General features: G+C 61.2%; 18 protein-coding genes and 1 tRNA gene. 8 read left to right on the forward strand and 11 right to left on the reverse strand.

The features are described 5' to 3' along the window. Nucleotides 1-18: 18 nt before the first annotated feature. Nucleotides 19-104: transfer RNA gene (locus SM766_RS01260), tRNA-Leu, on the reverse strand. 159 nt (nucleotides 105-263) lie between these two features. On the opposite strand from SM766_RS01260, the gene SM766_RS01265 reads away from it, so the two are divergent. Beyond that, the gene (locus tag SM766_RS01265) at nucleotides 264-842 is read left to right on the forward strand and encodes a YqaA family protein (RefSeq protein WP_274828051.1); all 579 of its coding nucleotides are present in this window, start codon (nucleotides 264-266) and stop codon (nucleotides 840-842) included. Beyond that, a complete protein-coding gene (locus tag SM766_RS01270) occupies nucleotides 839-1,303 on the forward strand; it encodes a disulfide bond formation protein B (protein ID WP_368946635.1) in 465 nt (154 codons plus the stop codon). Before SM766_RS01265 ends, SM766_RS01270 begins: the two co-directional genes overlap by 4 nt. Before the next feature lie 43 nt (nucleotides 1,304-1,346). Here the strand turns inward: SM766_RS01270 and SM766_RS01275 are convergent, their stop codons facing one another. Next, on the reverse strand, nucleotides 1,347-1,772 hold the full coding sequence (locus SM766_RS01275; protein WP_065273447.1) for an Lrp/AsnC family transcriptional regulator: 426 nt from the start codon (nucleotides 1,770-1,772) through the stop codon (nucleotides 1,347-1,349). Nucleotides 1,773-1,888: 116 nt separating this feature from the next. Between SM766_RS01275 and rocF the strand changes: the two genes are divergently transcribed. After that, the gene (rocF, locus tag SM766_RS01280) at nucleotides 1,889-2,815 is read left to right on the forward strand and encodes an arginase (RefSeq protein WP_368946636.1); all 927 of its coding nucleotides are present in this window, start codon (nucleotides 1,889-1,891) and stop codon (nucleotides 2,813-2,815) included. Next, nucleotides 2,812-3,876 (forward strand): ornithine cyclodeaminase, encoded by a 1,065-nt coding sequence (gene ocd / locus SM766_RS01285; RefSeq protein ID WP_368946637.1) that lies wholly within the window; start codon nucleotides 2,812-2,814, stop codon nucleotides 3,874-3,876. Before rocF ends, ocd begins: the two co-directional genes overlap by 4 nt. A gap of 8 nt (nucleotides 3,877-3,884) precedes the next feature. Here ocd and SM766_RS01290 read toward each other — a convergent pair whose 3' ends face one another. Further along, a complete protein-coding gene (locus SM766_RS01290) occupies nucleotides 3,885-4,469 on the reverse strand; it encodes an HNH endonuclease (RefSeq protein WP_274832184.1) in 585 nt (194 codons plus the stop codon). A 216-nt stretch (nucleotides 4,470-4,685) separates the two neighbouring features. Between SM766_RS01290 and SM766_RS01295 the strand changes: the two genes are divergently transcribed. Continuing rightward, nucleotides 4,686-5,375 (forward strand): rRNA large subunit pseudouridine synthase E, encoded by a 690-nt coding sequence (locus SM766_RS01295; protein ID WP_368946808.1) that lies wholly within the window; start codon nucleotides 4,686-4,688, stop codon nucleotides 5,373-5,375. Between the two features lie 27 nt (nucleotides 5,376-5,402). On the opposite strand, the gene SM766_RS01300 is transcribed toward SM766_RS01295, so the two are convergent. Together SM766_RS01300 and SM766_RS01305 are read right to left on the reverse strand one after the other, a co-directional pair. Beyond that, nucleotides 5,403-6,068 carry an alpha/beta hydrolase gene (locus tag SM766_RS01300; RefSeq protein WP_065270179.1) on the reverse strand — a complete coding sequence of 222 codons (666 nt, stop codon included), beginning with the start codon at nucleotides 6,066-6,068 and terminating at the stop codon, nucleotides 5,403-5,405. Beyond that, complete coding sequence (locus SM766_RS01305; RefSeq protein ID WP_368946638.1) at nucleotides 6,065-6,739, reverse strand: DNA-3-methyladenine glycosylase family protein; 675 nt, start codon at nucleotides 6,737-6,739, stop codon at nucleotides 6,065-6,067. The genes SM766_RS01300 and SM766_RS01305 overlap by 4 nt, the downstream gene beginning before the upstream one ends. 105 nt (nucleotides 6,740-6,844) lie before the next feature. Here SM766_RS01305 and SM766_RS01310 point away from each other — a divergent pair, with 105 nt between their 5' ends. Then, a complete protein-coding gene (locus SM766_RS01310) occupies nucleotides 6,845-8,065 on the forward strand; it encodes an MFS transporter (RefSeq protein WP_368946639.1) in 1,221 nt (406 codons plus the stop codon). Between the two features lie 90 nt (nucleotides 8,066-8,155). Here the strand turns inward: SM766_RS01310 and SM766_RS01315 are convergent, their stop codons facing one another. The 5 genes from SM766_RS01315 to SM766_RS01335 all read right to left on the reverse strand — a co-directional run bounded on the left by SM766_RS01315 (nucleotide 8,156) and on the right by SM766_RS01335 (nucleotide 13,887). After that, nucleotides 8,156-8,932 (reverse strand): squalene/phytoene synthase family protein, encoded by a 777-nt coding sequence (locus SM766_RS01315; protein WP_368946640.1) that lies wholly within the window; start codon nucleotides 8,930-8,932, stop codon nucleotides 8,156-8,158. After that, nucleotides 8,922-9,890 carry an alpha/beta fold hydrolase gene (locus SM766_RS01320; RefSeq protein WP_368946641.1) on the reverse strand — a complete coding sequence of 323 codons (969 nt, stop codon included), beginning with the start codon at nucleotides 9,888-9,890 and terminating at the stop codon, nucleotides 8,922-8,924. The genes SM766_RS01315 and SM766_RS01320 overlap by 11 nt, the downstream gene beginning before the upstream one ends. Then, on the reverse strand, nucleotides 9,890-11,512 hold the full coding sequence (cimA, locus tag SM766_RS01325; RefSeq protein ID WP_368946642.1) for a citramalate synthase: 1,623 nt from the start codon (nucleotides 11,510-11,512) through the stop codon (nucleotides 9,890-9,892). The genes SM766_RS01320 and cimA overlap by 1 nt, the downstream gene beginning before the upstream one ends. Before the next feature lie 109 nt (nucleotides 11,513-11,621). Further along, nucleotides 11,622-13,061 (reverse strand): cysteine--tRNA ligase, encoded by a 1,440-nt coding sequence (gene cysS / locus SM766_RS01330; protein ID WP_368946643.1) that lies wholly within the window; start codon nucleotides 13,059-13,061, stop codon nucleotides 11,622-11,624. Nucleotides 13,062-13,338: 277 nt separating this feature from the next. Next, entirely contained in the window at nucleotides 13,339-13,887 is a 549-nt protein-coding gene (locus SM766_RS01335) for a hypothetical protein (RefSeq protein ID WP_368946644.1), read from the reverse strand. Between the two features lie 491 nt (nucleotides 13,888-14,378). On the opposite strand from SM766_RS01335, the gene SM766_RS01340 reads away from it, so the two are divergent. Beyond that, nucleotides 14,379-15,929: a trimethylamine methyltransferase family protein gene (locus tag SM766_RS01340; RefSeq protein WP_368946645.1), complete on the forward strand. Its 1,551-nt coding sequence runs from the start codon at nucleotides 14,379-14,381 to the stop codon at nucleotides 15,927-15,929. Nucleotides 15,930-16,050: 121 nt separating this feature from the next. Then, nucleotides 16,051-16,830, forward strand: coding sequence for a hypothetical protein (locus tag SM766_RS01345; RefSeq protein ID WP_274834003.1), 780 nt, complete (start codon nucleotides 16,051-16,053; stop codon nucleotides 16,828-16,830). Here SM766_RS01345 and SM766_RS01350 read toward each other — a convergent pair. Continuing rightward, nucleotides 16,817-17,560 carry a glycosyltransferase family 2 protein gene (locus tag SM766_RS01350; RefSeq protein ID WP_368946646.1) on the reverse strand — a complete coding sequence of 248 codons (744 nt, stop codon included), beginning with the start codon at nucleotides 17,558-17,560 and terminating at the stop codon, nucleotides 16,817-16,819. The two genes, SM766_RS01345 and SM766_RS01350, sit on opposite strands and share 14 nt — an antisense overlap. Between the last annotated feature and the right edge of the window lie 177 nt (nucleotides 17,561-17,737).

Consider the following 17,737-nt stretch of genomic DNA (forward strand, 5'->3'; position numbering starts at 1 on the left):
TTTGGATGGGGTTGAGGCTGGTACCCAAGGCCGGACTCGAACCGGCACGCCCGTTAAGGCGGGGGATTTTGAATCCCCTGCGTCTACCATTCCGCCACTTGGGCCTCGGAGCTGTTGTTACCCAAGGCCGCAGATGAGGTCCAGAGCCAAACGTGGCCCCATGGCATAAATCTGTGCAAACACCTCTCAGTTCCCGCCCGGATGTTGACCTCGCCGCGCCTGCGTGCAACCTCGGCGCAGCTGAGGTTAAGGGCGGGTAGTTGATGTTACGCAGGCTATACGATCGCACGATGGCGCTGGCGGACCATCCCCGCGCGCTGTGGTGGCTGGCCATCGTCTCCTTCGCCGAAAGCTCGGTCTTTCCGATCCCGCCCGACGTGCTGATGATCCCGATGATTCTGGCGCGCCCCTCGCGGGCCTGGCTGATTGCCCTGGTGGCGCTGGTCTCTTCAGTTCTGGGCGGGCTTCTGGGCTATGCCATCGGCGCCTTCTTCTATGAAGGCATCGGTCAGCCCATTCTTCAGGCGATGGGTAAGGCGGATGCCATGGAGGCCTTTAACACCCGCTTCAACGACTTTGGCTTCTGGGCGGTTCTGGGCGCCGGCATCACGCCATTCCCGTTCAAGGTGATCACCATCATGTCCGGCTGGACCGGCATGCCGCTGGTGACCTTCGTTGCAACCTCTATCCTCGCGCGATCGCTGCGGTTTTTCGCGGTTGCGGCGCTGCTGCGCCTGTTCGGCGCGCCGGTACGCGCCTTTATCGAGCGGCGGCTCGGTCTTGTTTTCACGGCCTTTGTCGTGCTTCTTTTCGGCGGCTTTCTTGTGGTGAGATACCTATGACGTTCAGAACCTTCCTGATCCTGATTGCAGCAGGCGGATCCGCTGCCCTTTTGCTGGGGGCCTTTGGCTTTCAGTACATCGGCGAGATGCCGCCGTGTAAAATGTGCTACTGGCAACGCTATCCCCACGCCGCCGCCGTTGGCATCGGGGCGCTGGCGATCCTGATACCGGTCGCGGTGTTTCCCTACCTCGGCGCGTTGGCAGCGCTGGCGACCTCAACCATCGGGGCCTATCACGCCGGTGTCGAACAGGGCTGGTGGGAAGGACCGAGCGCCTGCACCTCGGGATCGATTACCGGGCTGACACCTGATCAGTTGATGGAGCAGATCATGGCCGCGCCGATGGTACGCTGCGATGAAATCCCGTGGGAAATGTTTGGCCTGTCGATGGCGGGCTGGAACGCGGTGATTTCTGCCGGACTGATGCTGATCTGGATTGCGGCCGCGCGGCAGCGTCGCTGAACACGACGAAACGGCAACGGGCGGTGCCCCCGCCCTGCCCCGCTCAGGTCTCTTTCTTGGTGGCCAGCAACAGATTGGTTTCGCTGGTCGACACCCCATCAAAGTTACGGATCTTCGCAAGCGCAGAATCGAGCGTCTCCAGCGTTTCCGTGCCGAGTTCCACGATCAGGTCCCAGCGGCCGTTTGTGGTGTGGATTGCACGCACCTCTGGCAGACCATGTAATTGCCGCGTGATCCGGCTGGCACCGCGTCCCTCGATCCCGATCATCATCAAGCCGCGCACAGGATCCCGGAGAACGTCCTCCTTCAGGACCACCGTAAATCCCAGGATGTCACCCCGCGCCTGGAGCCGTTCGATGCGCGCCCGCACCGTGGTGCGTGACAGGTTCAGCTCCAGCGCCAGATCGGACAGGGACGCCCGTGCATTGTGGCGCAGTGCCGCGATCAGCCTTTCATCCGTTTTGTCCAAATCCACCTCCATTACGTGAAATTGCTGCGCATTATGACCAAAATATTGACTTTAATCCACCCCGAATTGGAGCTTCCCTGAAGGCTCGACACAATCGTGATGGAGATCCTTCCCCCGTGAGCACACAGAACTGCATTCTGATCGGCGCGCCGGTCGACAGTGGAAAACGTCGCGCCGGCTGCCTGATGGGACCCGATGCCTACCGCACTGCCGGATTGTCCAAGGCTTTGACCGATCTGGGCCATCAGGTGACGGACCTTGGCACGGTGACACCCGCAGCGCACCCGCCGGACGAGGCGAACTCGCGGCTGTTCTCGCTGAACCAGACCATCGGTTGGACCAGCGCGGTCCGCGATGCTGCTGCATCCGCAATGGAGCAAGGCTTGCCAATTTTCCTTGGCGGTGATCACGCGCTGTCCCTTGGCTCGGTCATCGGTGTGGCCAATTACGCCGCCCGGCAGAACCGGCCCCAATTCGTGCTGTGGCTGGATGCACATACCGACTTCCACACGCCGCAAACCACCGACAGTGGCAATCTGCACGGCACGCCGGTTGGCTATTTCACCGGTCGCGAAGGCTTTGACGGGTTTCCCGCCGTGACGGATCCGGTGCCTGAGGAGAACGTCTGCATGTTCGGCCTGCGGTCTGTTGATACGCCGGAGCGGCAGGCTTTGGAGGGCAGCCGGATCCGTCGCCACGATATGCGCGACATTGACGAAAACGGTATCACTGGCCCCTTGGCCGCGTTTCTGGACCATGTGGCAGCCCAGAACGGCATGCTGCACGTGTCGCTGGATGTGGATTTCCTCGACCCCTCTGTCGCCCCGGCGGTGGGCACCACGGTGCCCGGCGGCGCCACGGTGCGCGAAGCGCATCTCATCTGCGAAATGCTGCATGATTCCGGGTTGATGACCTCGCTCGACCTTGTCGAACTCAACCCCTTCCTCGATGAACGCGGCCGCACCGCGCATCTGATGGTCGATCTCTGCGCCTCGGCCCTGGGCCGTCGCGTCTTTGACCGCCCCACACGGAGCTACCAATGACCAACCTCAATCCCTCAGCTAAGGCCATGGTGCCATTTGTCAGCGTCGACAACATGATGCGCCTGATCCATCACACCGGCGTGGAAACCATGCTGCGCGACCTTGCTGCCTATGTCGAAGAGGACTTCCGCCGCTGGGAGCTGTTCGACAAGACCCCGCGCGTGGCAAGCCATTCTGATGTCGGCGTGATCGAACTGATGCCCACCTCGGATGGGGAGGCATACGGGTTCAAATACGTCAATGGCCACCCCAAGAACACCTCGGAGGGGCTGCAGACCGTGACCGCCTTTGGCCTCTTGGCGGATGTCTACACCGGCTATCCGGTGCTGCTGACGGAAATGACGATGCTGACGGCACTGCGCACGGCGGCGACCTCGGCCATGGTGGCGAAATACCTGGCACCAAAGGACGCTCACACCATGGCGATGATCGGCAATGGCGCCCAGTCGGAATTCCAGACCCTGGCGATGAAGGCGATTTGCGGTCTGAAATCCGTGCGCCTTTATGATCAGGATCCCAATGCCACCGAAAAATGCGCCCGTAATCTGGCGGGCTGCGGTCTTGAAGTGGTGAAATGCAAAACCCCCGAAGAGGCCATCGAAGGCGCGCAGATCCTCACCACCTGCACCGCGGACAAACAATACGCTACCATCCTCAGCGACAATATGGTCGGCCCCGGCGTACACATCAACGCCATCGGCGGTGACTGCCCCGGCAAGACGGAACTGGCGGCTGGTATCCTGTCCCGGTCGGATGTCTTTGTGGAATTCCCACCGCAAACCCGCATCGAAGGCGAGATCCAGCAGATGCCGGTGGATTTCGAAGTCACCGAAATGTGGCAGGTGATCACCGGCCAGAAGAAAGGACGCCGAGACGACCGGCAGATTACCCTGTTCGACAGCGTCGGTTTCGCAATCGAGGATTTCAGTGCCCTGCGGTATATCCGCGACCAGATCAAAGGCAGCGAATTCTTCATCGAACTCGACATGCTGGCGGACCCGGACGATCCGCGCGATCTGTTCGGCATGCTGCAACGGGCCGGAACCGCGCACCCCGCATAAACGGCAGCTCAGGCTTCGAGTTCGGAATCCCAATATAGGAAGTCCATCCAGCTGTCGTGCAGATGGTTGGGTGGGAACTTGCGCCCGATATTGCGCAGCTCCTCGGCGCCGGGGCGTTTGGGCGCCTTGCGCAAGTGCATCCCGGCCCGGTGCAGCGATTTTGACCCCTTGCGCAGGTTGCACCTGGAACAGGCCGCGACGACGTTTTCCCAGCTGGTCACGCCGCCAGCAGCGCGGGGCACCACGTGATCGAATGTCAGATCGCCCCTTGCGCCGCAGTACTGACAGCAGAATTCGTCCCGCAGAAATAAATTAAAGCGCGTGAAGGCCACGCGCTTTTGAGGTTTGACATAATCTTTGAGGACGACAACCGACGGTATTCGGATCTCGGTGCTGGGGCTATGCACGACGGTGTCATATTCCGCAACGATCGCCACCCGGTCCAGCCAGGCTGCCTTGACCGCATCCTGCCACGGCCACAATGACAGCGGATAATAGGAAAGTGGCCTATAGTCCGCATTCAGTACCAAGGCCGGGTGCTGTTTCAGCGCCCCGGGGTCCCGTACAAAGTCTGTTCTGAAATCGCCGTCCATTCTAAACGTCTTCCTCGCCCTGCCTGCCCGTTACCTGACACCAGAGCGGGGAACCCGCCCCAGTCTGGGATTAACTATATATCGCGGTAGAAAGCTGGCAAGCCCCTTGCGCGCTACAACATCTCGAAGGCAGGCATAGGCCGATTCCGTGACAGGCAGGTGACGGGCCTGCTCAAGAAACTTGCGCCTTTCAAACGCGAGGCCTATTGCGGCGCCATGACCCGGCTTATCCGCTTTAACAAACCCTTTGACGTTCTGCCCCAGTTCACCGACCGCAGCACAGAAGGCGACCCACGCAAGACGCTGAGCGATTTCATAGATTGCCCCGGCGTTTACCCCGCTGGCCGTCTGGATCGCGACAGCGAGGGATTGATTCTGCTGACCGACAATGGCCGCCTTCAGGCCCGGATCAGCGATCCGCGCAACAAGATGGCAAAGACCTATTGGGTGCAGGTCGAAGGCACGCCGGATGAGGCCGCGCTGCAGGCCCTGCGGCAGGGCGTGGAGTTGAAAGACGGGTTGACCAACCCCGCCAAGGCGCGGCGGATTGATGAACCTGCCGGTCTATGGGCGCGCACTCCCCCGATCCGGGTCCGCAAATCGGTGCCCGATACATGGATCGAGCTCACCATTACCGAGGGGCGCAATCGGCAGGTCCGCCGGATGACCGCTGCGGTCGGCCACCCCACATTGCGGCTAATCCGTTATGCCATTGGCGCCTGGACCCTGGATGGGCTGGCGCAGGCAAAATGGGAAGATCTGGAACCGCCAAAGGTCCCGGGACGACCAAAACCGGCGCAGCTGCCAAACCGCCGGGCGCAGGCGAGACGGGCCAAGGAAAAAGCCAAAGACACCGAGCAAAAGAAAACGGGCGGCAAGGCCCGAAAGCCTCGCCGCCCGTCCTGAATTCTTCCTGTTCGGCGTCCGCGCCGGTCAGAGGCTCAGCTTGTCCCGCATGAAGGCGAGCGCGACGCTCAGCCCGTCGGGGGCAATGCCATGGCCGGTGCCCTTCTGAATATGGGCAAAGACGTCCTGAAATCCGGCTTCTTGCAGGGCCTCGGCGGCTTCGGGCAGGGATTGAACCGGCACCACGTCATCCGCATCGCCATGCACCAGCAGCACTGGCATCCGGCTGACCACCTCGTCCTTGAAGGTGTCCGGGCTCAACAGGCGGCCAGAGAAGGCAACGATCCCGGCCACCGGATCCTCGCGGCGCGGTGCTACGTGCAGGCTCATCATGGTGCCTTGCGAGAAGCCGAACAGCACCACCTGCTCGGGCAGTACGTCCTCATCCACCATCAGCGCGTCGAGGAAGGCATTCAGATCCTCGACGGCGGCCTGCATGCCGCGCATGCTTTCTTCTTCGGAGGACCCATCGATCCAGGGGATCGGGAACCACTGATAGCCCATCGGCGCCCCGGCGCAGTTTTCGGGCGCATCAGGCGCCACGAACAGCGTATCCGGCAGGTGCTCGGCCAGCGGATCAGCCAGCCCCAGCAGGTCGGCTCCATTGGCGCCATAGCCATGCAGAAACACCACAACCGAGCGGGTTGAGCCGGAAAGCGGCTCTTTGCGGCCAGCAGTCAATACACGAGTCATCGGATCCCTTCCCTGTCCTTCTTCACATGGTAATAGGCCCAGAGCACCCGTGCCGCAACCGCGCGCCAGGGCGACCAGTCTTCGGCCATTTTGCGCAAGGCGCGTTCCTTGGGGCGTTCCGGCAGATCGAACAACAGCCGCGCGCCCTCCTGCAAGGCCAGATCGCCGGGCGCGAAGACATCCGCCCGCCCCAGCGCAAACATTGCATAGATTTCCGCAGTCCAGACCCCGATGCCGGAAACTTCGGTCAGGATCGCCACAACTTCCGCATTCGGTTTACTCCGCAAGGCATTGAAATCGATAGAGGCCTCCGCCAAAGCCCGCGCATAGCGGACCTTTTGACGGCTAAGCCCGGCTGCGCGCATTTCCTCGTCGCTGGCCGCGATGATCGCATCCGGTTCGGTCAGCCCGGCATTGGACATCCGGGTCCAGATCGAGGCCGCCGAAGCAATGCTGAGCTGCTGCCCCACGATCGCATTCAACAACTCGGCAAAACCATCAGGATGGCGCCGCAGTGGCAAAGTTTCGATCTGGGCCAACGCATCGGCAAAGCGTGGGTGCCGCGCCGCCAGCCATTCCGCGCCCTCGGTAACGCATGCATCGCTGTGAATGATCCGTCCAACCCCGTTATCCGTGACTACACGGCTCTCTGTATCTGTGTGTGACGCCACGTCACGTTTCCTTCATCTGTTAATTTTCACAAAACTGCCGACGGACGCCCGATGAGGCGCGCCTGGCGTCTTGTTCCCGCTCACATTCAGGGTTACGCATCCCACATGACACAGACCATGACCACCCCCACCGACGACAGAGTCGCCAAGAAGAATGTTGCCATTCTCGTGATGGCGCAGGCCTTCCTCGGCGCTCAAATGCCGATGATCTTTACCATTGGCGGCCTCGCGGGGCAGTCGCTGGCCGCCAACCCCTGTTTCGCCACCTTGCCGATCTCACTGATCGTCGCCGGTTCGATGATGGCAGCCACGCCGATTTCGGCGATCATGCAGCGCTGGGGCCGCCGCGCGGGTTTCTTTACCGGGGCGCTGTTCGGAGCGCTCGGCGGCATCGTTGGCGCCTATGGTCTCTATCTCGGCTCATTCCCTGTGTTCCTGCTCGGCAGCCTTCTGACCGGCGTCTACATGAGCGCGCATGGTTTCTACCGCTTTGCCGCCGCCGATACCGCGTCCGAAGAGTTCCGTCCCAAGGCGATTTCCTACGTGATGGCGGGCGGGCTTTTGTCGGCCATCATCGGCCCACAGCTGGTCAAGGCGACCAGCCAGGCCTTCGTCATCCCCTTCTTCGGCACCTATATGGCGGTGATAGCGGTCAACGTTGTGGGCGCGGCACTGTTTCTGTTCCTGAACATCCCGAAACCGCCGGTCCCCAGCCATGACGCCCCCAAGGGCCGCCGCCGTATCGAGCTGCTGAAAACCCCGGTGATCGCGGTGGCGGTGATCTGCGCCATGGTTTCCTACGCGCTGATGAACCTCGTGATGACCTCGACCCCGCTGGCCGTGGTCGGCTGCGGCTATACCGAAGGCAACGCCGCCGATGTGGTGACCTCTCACGTCCTGGCGATGTATGTGCCCTCCTTCTTTACCGGTCACCTGATCGCGCGGTTCGGCGTGGAAAAGATCGTTGCTGCGGGTCTGGTCATTCTGGCCGGCGCGGGCGCCGTGGCGCTGCAAGGCGTCGACCTCGGCAACTTCTTCATCGCGCTTGTCCTGCTTGGTGTTGGCTGGAACTTCGGCTTTATCGGCGCGACCACAATGCTGGCGGGCGCGCATGAGCCGCACGAACGTGGCCGGATGCAGGGTCTTAACGACCTTCTGGTCTTTGGCGGTGTCACCATGGCCTCGCTCGCCTCGGGCGGTCTGATGAACTGTTCGGGCGGCTCGCCGGTGGATGGCTGGAGCGCGGTCAACATGGCGATGGCGCCCTTCCTGGTGCTGGCCGGCGGCGCGCTGGTCTGGCTCGCCCTACGGCCCAAGCGGGTCTGACAGTTTCATTCAGCCAAAATTCAAAAGCCGCCCCGTGGGGCGGCTTTTTTGTGTTCGCTTGCAGAGACCCACGGGCTCAAACGCGCCCGTCTACCAGCGCCCCAGTGCGGCCCGCATCATCAGCCCGCTGCGGCGGCGGAATTCGCTGGTGCCAAGCGCGCCTGCCACAACCCGTTCTGGCTCCCCGATCGCCTGTTTCAGGATACTCTGCGCCTGCCAGCCTGCCAGCATCGCCGGGGCCGCTGCCGGCGACACGCTGCTACGCGCGCGCCGCGCTTGCTCCAGATAGTGGTATCCCTTTTCCGCCAGCTGCTGCACACCCTTGGTGGTGCCATCGAGCAAGGGCACGCGTTTTTGTTTTTCCAGCTCCGGGATTGCGCGCAGCCAGTTGGCAATGCCCATGCCACGTCCAAAGGCGCGCACGGTTTCTTCTTCCGCCTCGCCCAGCGAAGCTGCTGCCATCCATAAAAGGCTACCCGAGGTGGCATCGATATAGGTATCAAACGCCGCTTCATCCTCAAAAGGATCGCGGTAGATGTCCCAGCGCCGCGCCTCGGACATGGGATCAATCTCTTTCGCAAGTTCGGGGCGAAGCAGCCGCCCAAGCGGGGTCGCCACATAGTGACGGCGTACCGGCTTCGCTTCCGCGATTTCGGCGCCGACATCGCGCCACCATTGCACCCGCATCTCTGCGATCATGCTTTCCTGGCTGGCCCAGGGCGCGCGGGAGAGTTCAAGATTGAAGGCATAAAGCGCGAACAGAAGCGGACGCGCTGCAACGGGCGCCGCCATGGTCGCCATGAAGCGGTCCGGATCGCCTTGCCGGACCAACTCAGCGCAGCCTTTCAGATCGTCGTCAAATTCCATTTAGGAACTCCTTCACGGCCATTGCAGTTTCCGGCGCATCGACGATGCCAAGATGGCCGACACCCGGAATGATGCGATAGCTTCCCCGGTGCGTCACTGGCGCCATCAGTGGCTCATAGCCCTCCGCGACAAAGGCTTCGTCTTTTTCCCCTGCCATTACAAAGAATTCCGGAAGAGCCCTAATGTCCGCCAGATAGTCGCTGCGCGGTGCGTATGAGGTGTTGAGCCGATAGGAATATTCCGTCGTCGCCAGATGCCCCAGCGGTCCGTCCAGAACCTGTTTCGGCATCGCGAACTGGATCGCGTTCAGGTGATTGAACCACGTGATCCCCAAGGCATTCAGAATCGAAAGCCCGATGATCCGGCGCGTCAGCGGCTGCGCCCATCCGCCCGAATTCTTGCGGGTTGTCGGGGCGTCATACTTCAGGAACGGCGCCAGAAGAACGGCGCGGTCCAGCATGCCCCCATGTTGCCCCCCGGCAAAGCGCACCACCAGCCCGCCGCCCGAGGAATGTCCGAGCAGAACAACTTTCTGCCGCGGTTGCACGCGGGCTGCGATCAGGTCCGCAAGGTCATCCTCCAGCTGGCCAATATACTCCACATCTCCGCGCCGCCCGGGGGCGGCTCCGTGCCCGCGCAGATCCGGCACCAGAACATGTCCTGCGATCTGCCGTGCAAGCGTGGCATATTGTAGCCCATTCCAGCCGGAACCATGCACCATGACGACCAGCGGCCCGGCGCCGTTGTCGAAGCTGCGCACCTGCAGCGGATAGCCATCCCGCATCGGAACGGTCTCCGGCTCTGGCATGTCCGGCCCAGCAGAGACCGCAGAAAAATCCAGCCCCTTTTCCGGCGCCGCAGGCAGCATATCTGCAGGCCTCTGCGACAGGATCAAAGCAAAGGGCAGCACCGCCGTGATGGCCAGACCGATAGCCGCCGCCCGGATCAGCGCTTCCATCATGCTTCCGGCGCGCAGTCGCGTATCAGCTTCCAGCGGATCGCATCCAGCAGCGCCTCGAAAGAGGCGTCGATGATGTTCGGGCTGACGCCGACCGTGGACCAGCGGCGGCCTTGATTGTCGGCGCTGTCGATGACCACACGCGTCACCGCTTCGGTGCCGCCCTGAGTGATGCGCACCTTGAAGTCCACCAGACGCATATCGTCGATCACTTCGGAGTAACGCCCCAGATCCTTGGCCAGCGCCTTGGCCAGCGCGTTCACCGGGCCGCGGTCGCTGCCGGTTTCATCCATGGATTCGCTGACCGACAGGCGTTTCTCGCCGTCCACTTTCACGACAACAACCGCCTCGGAGAGGCTCACCATCTTGTTGTACTTGTTCTTGCGCCGCTCAACCGTGACCTTGTAGCGCTTCACCTCAAAAAACGTCGGCAGTTGCCCCAGCTCCTCGCGCGCCAGCAGCTCGAACGAGGCCTGCGCCGTATCGTAGGAGTATCCTTCATCCTCGCGCGCCTTGATCCGGTCAAGGATCCGCGCCAGCGCCGGATCGCCCTTTTCCACGTTCAGCCCGGCGTCGGTCAGCCGCTTGCGCAGGTTCGACTGGCCGGCCTGATTGGACATGGGAATGATGCGCGCGTTGCCCACCAGTTCAGGCTGGATATGTTCATAGGTCGACGGATCCTTCAGGATCGCGCTGGCGTGCAGACCCGCTTTATGCGCAAAGGCCGAGGCCCCAACATAGGGCGCCTGCTTCATCGGCACCCGGTTGAGGATATCATCCAGCATTCGGCTTTGCTGTGTGAGGCCGGTCAGCGCCTCCAATGAGACGCCGGTCTCGAACTGGCTGGCATAGGGGTCCTTCAGCAGCAGCGAGGGGATCAGCGTCGTCAGATTGGCATTGCCACAGCGTTCGCCCAGCCCATTCAGCGTGCCCTGCACCTGCCGCACGCCCGCATCCACGGCTGCCAGCGAACAGGCCACTGCGTTTTCGGTGTCGTTGTGGGTATGGATGCCAAGGCGCTCCCCGGGAATGCCTGCCGCGATCACCTCGGTCACGATGCGATAGACCTCGGCGGGCATGGTGCCGCCGTTGGTGTCGCACAGCACCACCCAGCGCGCGCCCGCATCCAGAGCGGCACGGCAGGCGGCCAGCGCATACTCCGCATTGTCCTTGTAGCCATCAAAGAAATGTTCGGCGTCAAACAGCGCCTCGCGCCCCTCGGCCACGATATGCGCCACCGAGGCGCCGATATTCTCAAGGTTCTCTTCCAGCGTGATGCCAAGCGCGGCCGTCACGTGGTAATCGTGTGATTTTCCGACTAGGCAGACCGTATCGGTTCCCGCGTTCATCACTGCTGCCAGAACATCGTCATTCGCAGCCGAGCGCCCTGCCCGTTTCGTCATGCCAAAGGCCGCCAGCCGCGCGCGGGTTTTCGGCGCGACGTCGAAAAAGGCGCTGTCGGTCGGGTTGGCACCGGGCCAGCCTCCTTCGATGTAGTCGATACCGAGATCATCCAGCGCCCGGGCGATCTGCTGCTTTTCCGCGGTCGAGAACTGCACGCCCTGCGTCTGCTGCCCATCGCGCAGCGTGGTGTCGTAAAGGTAGAGACGTTCTTTGCTCATTCCTGCCTCGTTGTGTTCACCGGGCGGCGCCCGGCCCGGGGTGGGCGTAAAGCGCCCGCCCATGGGGCGGGTCGGGCGCTGCCCGGAGACGTGCTCCGGGCGGGTTGGATCAGATCTCGTCCAGCTTGGCCGGATCAAACCCCGGCCCCGGTACCAGTTCGACGCCTGTCTTGCTCATCCGGACTTCTAGTCCTGCGCCCGTATAGGCCGTTTTCAGACGATCCACTTCAGAGAAGTCCTTGCTTTCCATGGCAGTTTGACGGGCCTCGAACAGGCGCGTCTCATGGGCGGACAGATCCACCGCCACAGCATCTGCCCAACCACCTAGTTCCTCAGTCAAAAGCCCCAAGAAGTTTGCAGAAGCAAGAAAATTACTCAGTAGGCCACTGTGCAAGTCTACTGGCTGATTTTCAGCGGTAGCTTGTCGAGAAATCATCCTTTCCATTCTCCGCAGTTCGGTGATCGCTTCTGGAGTATTAAGATCATCAGATACAGCAGCTTTGACCGCATCATGTACAATGCCTGCGGGAACTCCCTTCGTCATTCTGCGCCACTTGCGAAGTGTCGCCTCTGCTTCCTTTGCCTTTTTATCGGTCCAGTCCATCGGTTTGCGATAGTGGGTCGACAGGAACACAAAGCGGATCACCTCACCCGGAATACCCTGCTCCAGCAGATCATGCACGGTGAAGAAATTGCCGAGCGACTTCGACATCTTCTTGCCTTCAACCTGCAGCATCTCGTTGTGCAGCCAGTAGTGTGCAAATTCGCCTTCGGGATGGGCGCAGCAGCTTTGCGCGATCTCATTCTCATGGTGCGGGAACATCAGGTCGTTGCCGCCGCCGTGGATGTCAAAGGTGTCGCCCAGCAGCTCAAAGGACATGGCCGAGCATTCGATATGCCAGCCGGGGCGCCCGCGGCCCCAGGGGCTGTCCCAACCGGGCAGATCATCGGTTGACGGTTTCCACAGAACGAAATCCATCGGGTTCTTCTTGTAGGGCGCGACCTCCACCCGTGCGCCCGCGATCATGTCGTCGACCGAGCGGCCGGACAGTTTGCCATAACCCTCGCGCCAGCTGTCGACGGCAAAGAGCACATGCCCTTCGGCAGCATAGGCATGGCCCTTGGCGATCAGATCCTCGATCATCGCGATCATCTGCGGGATATACTCGGTCGCGCGCGGCATGTGGTTCGGCTCCAGCGCACCAAGGGCCCCCATGTCATCCAGGAACCACTGGGTCGTCTCGGCGGTGATCTCACCAATTGCACGACCACTTTCGGCAGCGCGGGCGTTGATCTTGTCATCCACGTCGGTGAAGTTGCGCGCATAGGTCACGTGATCGGCGCCATACATGTGCCGCAGCAGCCGGTAGAGCACGTCGAACACCACCACCGGGCGGGCGTTGCCCAGATGCGCCCGATCATAGACAGTGGGACCACAGACATACATCCGCACGTTTTCCGGATCGATTGGAGTGAAGACCTCTTTCTTGCGGGTCTTCGTGTTGTGCAGTTTGATCACCGGTTGGGTCACTGTGTCGGTCGTCGTCATGACAGCTCCTTTGACAGGCTCGGGCGTGCAGGGCTCAAGGCCAGGCGCACGGGGGCGCAGCGCGGGCTTAGCAAGTTGTCAGTTGGAAGGGAACGACAGAAACCAGCCCGCTGTGAAATTCAGCAGGTAATGCAGCAGCTAATGGAGATAGGCGCGGCGGTTCGGGTCATGGGATGGCTGTTAGCACGCCCTGGCTCCGCCGCCAAGCATTTCGCAATGCTATGCTGGCTCTTTCTGCCCATGGTCTCGCCACCCCTTTGCAGACCCGGTGCCCCCTTCAAAACCGGAAGGCGGCCCGCACCGAAAGGATATCGCCGCCCTTTCCCGCCTGCGCGGCCGCAGGATCAACATCATGGTGCAGAAATTCGCCGGTCATCTGCAACACACGGTTCACCGAGACCCGCAACCCGAGACCAAAGACCTGGCTCGGCGCCAGACCAGAGGACGCACCGTGCTGAACCTCGCCCAGCGTGACATAGCCAAGGGCATCGCCAAAATCGTATCCGGCCCGCAGATGCAGCTGCTGACTGTCCGACTGCCTGCCAAGACCAGTAATATCCAGACCGCCGCCCTGACGGACCGTGCCACCAAGGACAAGCTCACCATAATCATGATCGAAGCCCGCCTGCAGCGCGGCAGCCCCGTTTGACTGCAGCCCCGACCGAGCGACATATGCACCATTACCGCCGGATCCCGCCTGCCCCAAAGAGCGTGCCACAAAGGAGGTGGACCAATCCCCTGCCGCTGCGGGAATGGCCAGCGCAAGCCCGGTCATCGCCCCGATGACACTGGTGCTGAGATGATGAAGCTTGAAAACCCCTGACATTGTTTCGGTCCTGTTTTCGCACCCGTATCGGTACGGTATTTTACGCCAGTGATGGCGCGGCATCCCCGTGATCCAGCTTGTCAAAAATCTCTTAACACTTGGTTCCCGTATCGCGTGTGCTGCGACCATTCCCCCACAAAATCACCGTTTCGTTATAACACCTTGAAAACACGCCGCTTTCGAACCGCAAAATTTCCAGAACATTCCCCAGCCCTTGCGCGGCGTCCCCGCGCAACCCTCCATCGTCCGAGCGCGCTCGTGAAATAGATGACGTTTTTTTCACATCGGTCGCAAACACGATAGTTTTGCCTTGTCGCGCTGCCATCCTGAAACCGTGAAAGGAGGGCGCACGGATGCAGGAGGAGCAATGCTTGGTCAGTCTGGTCTGGCGCACCATCGGCGCCGCGCGGGGTCTTGCAGCGCGCGGTCGGCCGAGATCGGGTTATCCGCTTAACAAAAGAAGGTAACCCTATCTATCCACGGGATTTTTCATGACTGCTGATCCGACAATCCGCACCAATTTGCGCAGCGGTGGGCGTGCGGCCCGCCGCGCCGCGCGCGCCGCGCCGCTGGACCGCGCCCTCCGTCCCATCCGCCCCGGTATGTCCGGCGGCGCCTATTCGCCCCTGTCACAGGCCGATGTGGAGAAAATCCACCACACTGCGCTGGACGCGCTGGAGCGGATCGGCCTTGCCGACGCCCCACAAAGTGGAATTGATAGCCTGACCGCTGCGGGCTGCACGCTGGGCAACGACGGGCGCCTGCGTTTTCCCCGCGCCTTGGTCGAAGATACCCTGGCCCGCGCCAACCGATCCGTCACCCTGTTCAGCCGCGACGGGCAGACCGACCTAAACCTCTCCGGCACCCGGGTGCACTACGGAACGGCGGGCGCAGCGGTACATATGGTTGACGTCGACGGCCGCGCCTATCGCGAGTCCACCCTGCAGGACCTGCATGACGCCGCCCGGATCTGCGACGCGCTAGACAATATCCATTTCGTACAGCGCCCCATGGTGGCCCGGGACATCACCGACAGCCGCGAACTTGACCTCAACACCATCTACGCCTGCTGTTCGGGAACCTTCAAACACATCGGCACCTCATTCACCGACGCGAGCTTTGTCGCGCCCGCCGTGGAGATGCTGCACATGATCGCAGGTGGCGAGGAGAAATGGCGCGAACGCCCCTTTGTCTCCAATTCCAACTGCTTTGTGGTGCCGCCGATGAAATTCGCCACTGAAAGCTGTCTGGTGATGGAAGAATGCATTCGCCACGGCGTTCCTGTCTTGCTGCTGTCGGCGGGAATGGCCGGGGCCACTGCGCCATCAACCATCGCGGGCGCGATCGTGCAGGCGGTGGCAGAATGCCTGGCAGGGCTGGTTTACGTCAACGCCGTAAGCCCCGGACATCCTGCGATTTTTGGCACCTGGCCATTTGGGCTGGACTTGCGCACCGGCGCTATGACCGGCGGATCGGGTGAACAGGCGTTGCTGACGGCAGGCTGTGCACAAATGCACCGGTTCTACGGCCTGCCAGGCGGCGCGGCGGCGGGGATCGCGGATGCAAAATTGCCGGACATGCAGGCGGGATGGGAGCAGATGTGCTCCAACGTCATGGCCGGCCTTTCCGGCCTCAACATGGTCTATGAGGCCGCCGGAATGCACGCGTCGCTGCTGGGTTTCTGCCACGAATCCCTGATCCTTGGCGATGATCTGATCGGCCAAGCCCTGCGCTGCGTGCGGGGGATCGAAGTGACCGATGAAACCCTGGCGCTGGATCAAATCGCCGAGGTTTGCCTTGGTGGCAGTGGTCACTACCTTGGAACGGCGCAAACCCTGTCACGGATGCAGGCCGACCATGTCTATCCAACCCTTGGGGATCGCACCTCCCCCAAGGAGTGGGAGGAAAAGGGGAAGCCGGATCTGTTGCACAAGGCACGAGAGCGGAAGGAGGAGATCCTGTCACGCCGAAGCCCGGCGCGCCTTCCCCCGGATCTGGACCGGGTCATAAGGGAGCGGTTCCCCATCCATTTGCCCAGTTGACACAGCGCGAGCACCTGAGGGTCTCAGGCATTCCGGTGCTCGCACCTAGTGTTGGGCTGTCGAATGGTCCATATAGGGGAGCGTCCGCTGCGGAGAAAGCAGCGCCCTGTTGGAGCATACGATGACAACTCCCTCCCAATTATCCGCAATCGTGACCATCCACGATCAGGACCTTCTTCTGCAGTATGAAGCTGAGAACAAATTTCAAACGATTGGGTGCCCTGTCACCTATATGTTCGTAGGCAAAGGGCCGGTAGATAAGGTTCGCGCCATGGATCGCGTCATCATTGCCCGGGAACAGGCTGACAATATTGAGGATTACAAATTCCTAGTAGACTTCACGTCTTGGTACGCCTGCATCAATAACGCTGTCCCCCTGACGGAATTTGTTGCGCTGATTCAATACGATGTAACCGTAAGCGAAAGTTTCTCCAGCGCCACGCTGTCCCAGCTTCAAACCGATCCAGACGCGGTGCTGGGATATAGCCCTGTCCCCATGGCAGATCGGAATTTTATCCGTGACAACATGGGTTACGCGCCCCTGCGTGAGGCCGTGAAGAAGGTGTATGGGTTTGACATCAAACCGATCCTGCGCAGCCACATGGCCTCAGCATCCGACAAGAACTGGCCTGCCACAAACAACGTGGCTATGCGCCGCGATACGCTGTCCGATTTCGTGCGTTGGTTTACGCCGCTTGGCCTTGCGATGGGAAACAGCCGCCCGTCCGGGCATGCGTTCGAGCGTGCCATCAAACTGTTTTGCATTTTGACAGGAAGGCACAACCTGTACGACCGTGAGGTTTTGCAGCATTTCCAGATGAACTCCCACGAAACGCAGGATTTCAAAAAGGATACCGGGCGTCTGCACCAGCTGCTGGCCCGAAACTCTAGAGAGCCTTGATCCTTTGGCGCAGGTATTCAAGATAACCTGAAAGGGATGTGGAGGCCGCGAATTTCTGGCGGACATAGCGCAGCTCTTTTTGGCGCAGCGATTTTGAGACGCTGGCGCTGACCTGCCCCTCATGTATCCGGTTCACCACCAAGGTCTGCGGCAGGATCACCGGATCGCCAAGCGCATCCCACAGCCGTTTGTAGAGGTCCACATCCATCAGCCAGATCAGGTTTTCATCAAACAGCTGCATACGGCTGCGCCGCATTGCCAGCACCGATGGGCTTGAGACGGTGTTTTTGCCAAACTGCAACTTCTTAGTCAGTCGCGGCACCATGGGGCATTCAACCGACCCGCTATTGCGGCTGATACCCGAGCCACACAACAGCCAGTCGCCCCCCCCATCCATCGCTTCAACAATATCACCCAAGGCACGGCTTCCATTCAGGAAATCGTCCTGAAAAAGCACTTTGACGATATCACCGGATGCGTGATCCAGGGCATTGTTCACATTGGCCGATGCCTGCCGTGGTGCATCGTGGTTCCAGATGTGGCGTATGGTCAGACGATCCGAGAAAGCGGCGCAGACATCGGCCACCGCCGTGTCATCGGATTGGTCCGAAACGACAACCTCGAAATCGCGAAAGCTTTGCCCTGTCAGGATCTCCAGCGACTGAGCCAGATACTCTGCACCTTTGCCCCCCATGCCATAGGCCGGAATGCAGATACTTATGGCAGGCATGGCGTTTCTCCGGAGCTTGGTGGACTGCACTCTTGGCCTAGCAAAGAGCCGCGCCAAGGCCAAGCGGCAGAACGAGGAAACGGATACCCCACAGGAAAAAGCCCCCTCCGATGCGGAGGGGGCGAGTTTCGCCAATCAGGCTCATTAGTGTACCGCCCGCGTTTTTTTGCCTGGGCC

It is taken from the genome of Pseudophaeobacter sp. A-200-2, from assembly GCF_041008815.1.
Taxonomy (GTDB): domain Bacteria; phylum Pseudomonadota; class Alphaproteobacteria; order Rhodobacterales; family Rhodobacteraceae; genus Phycobacter; species Phycobacter gallaeciensis_A.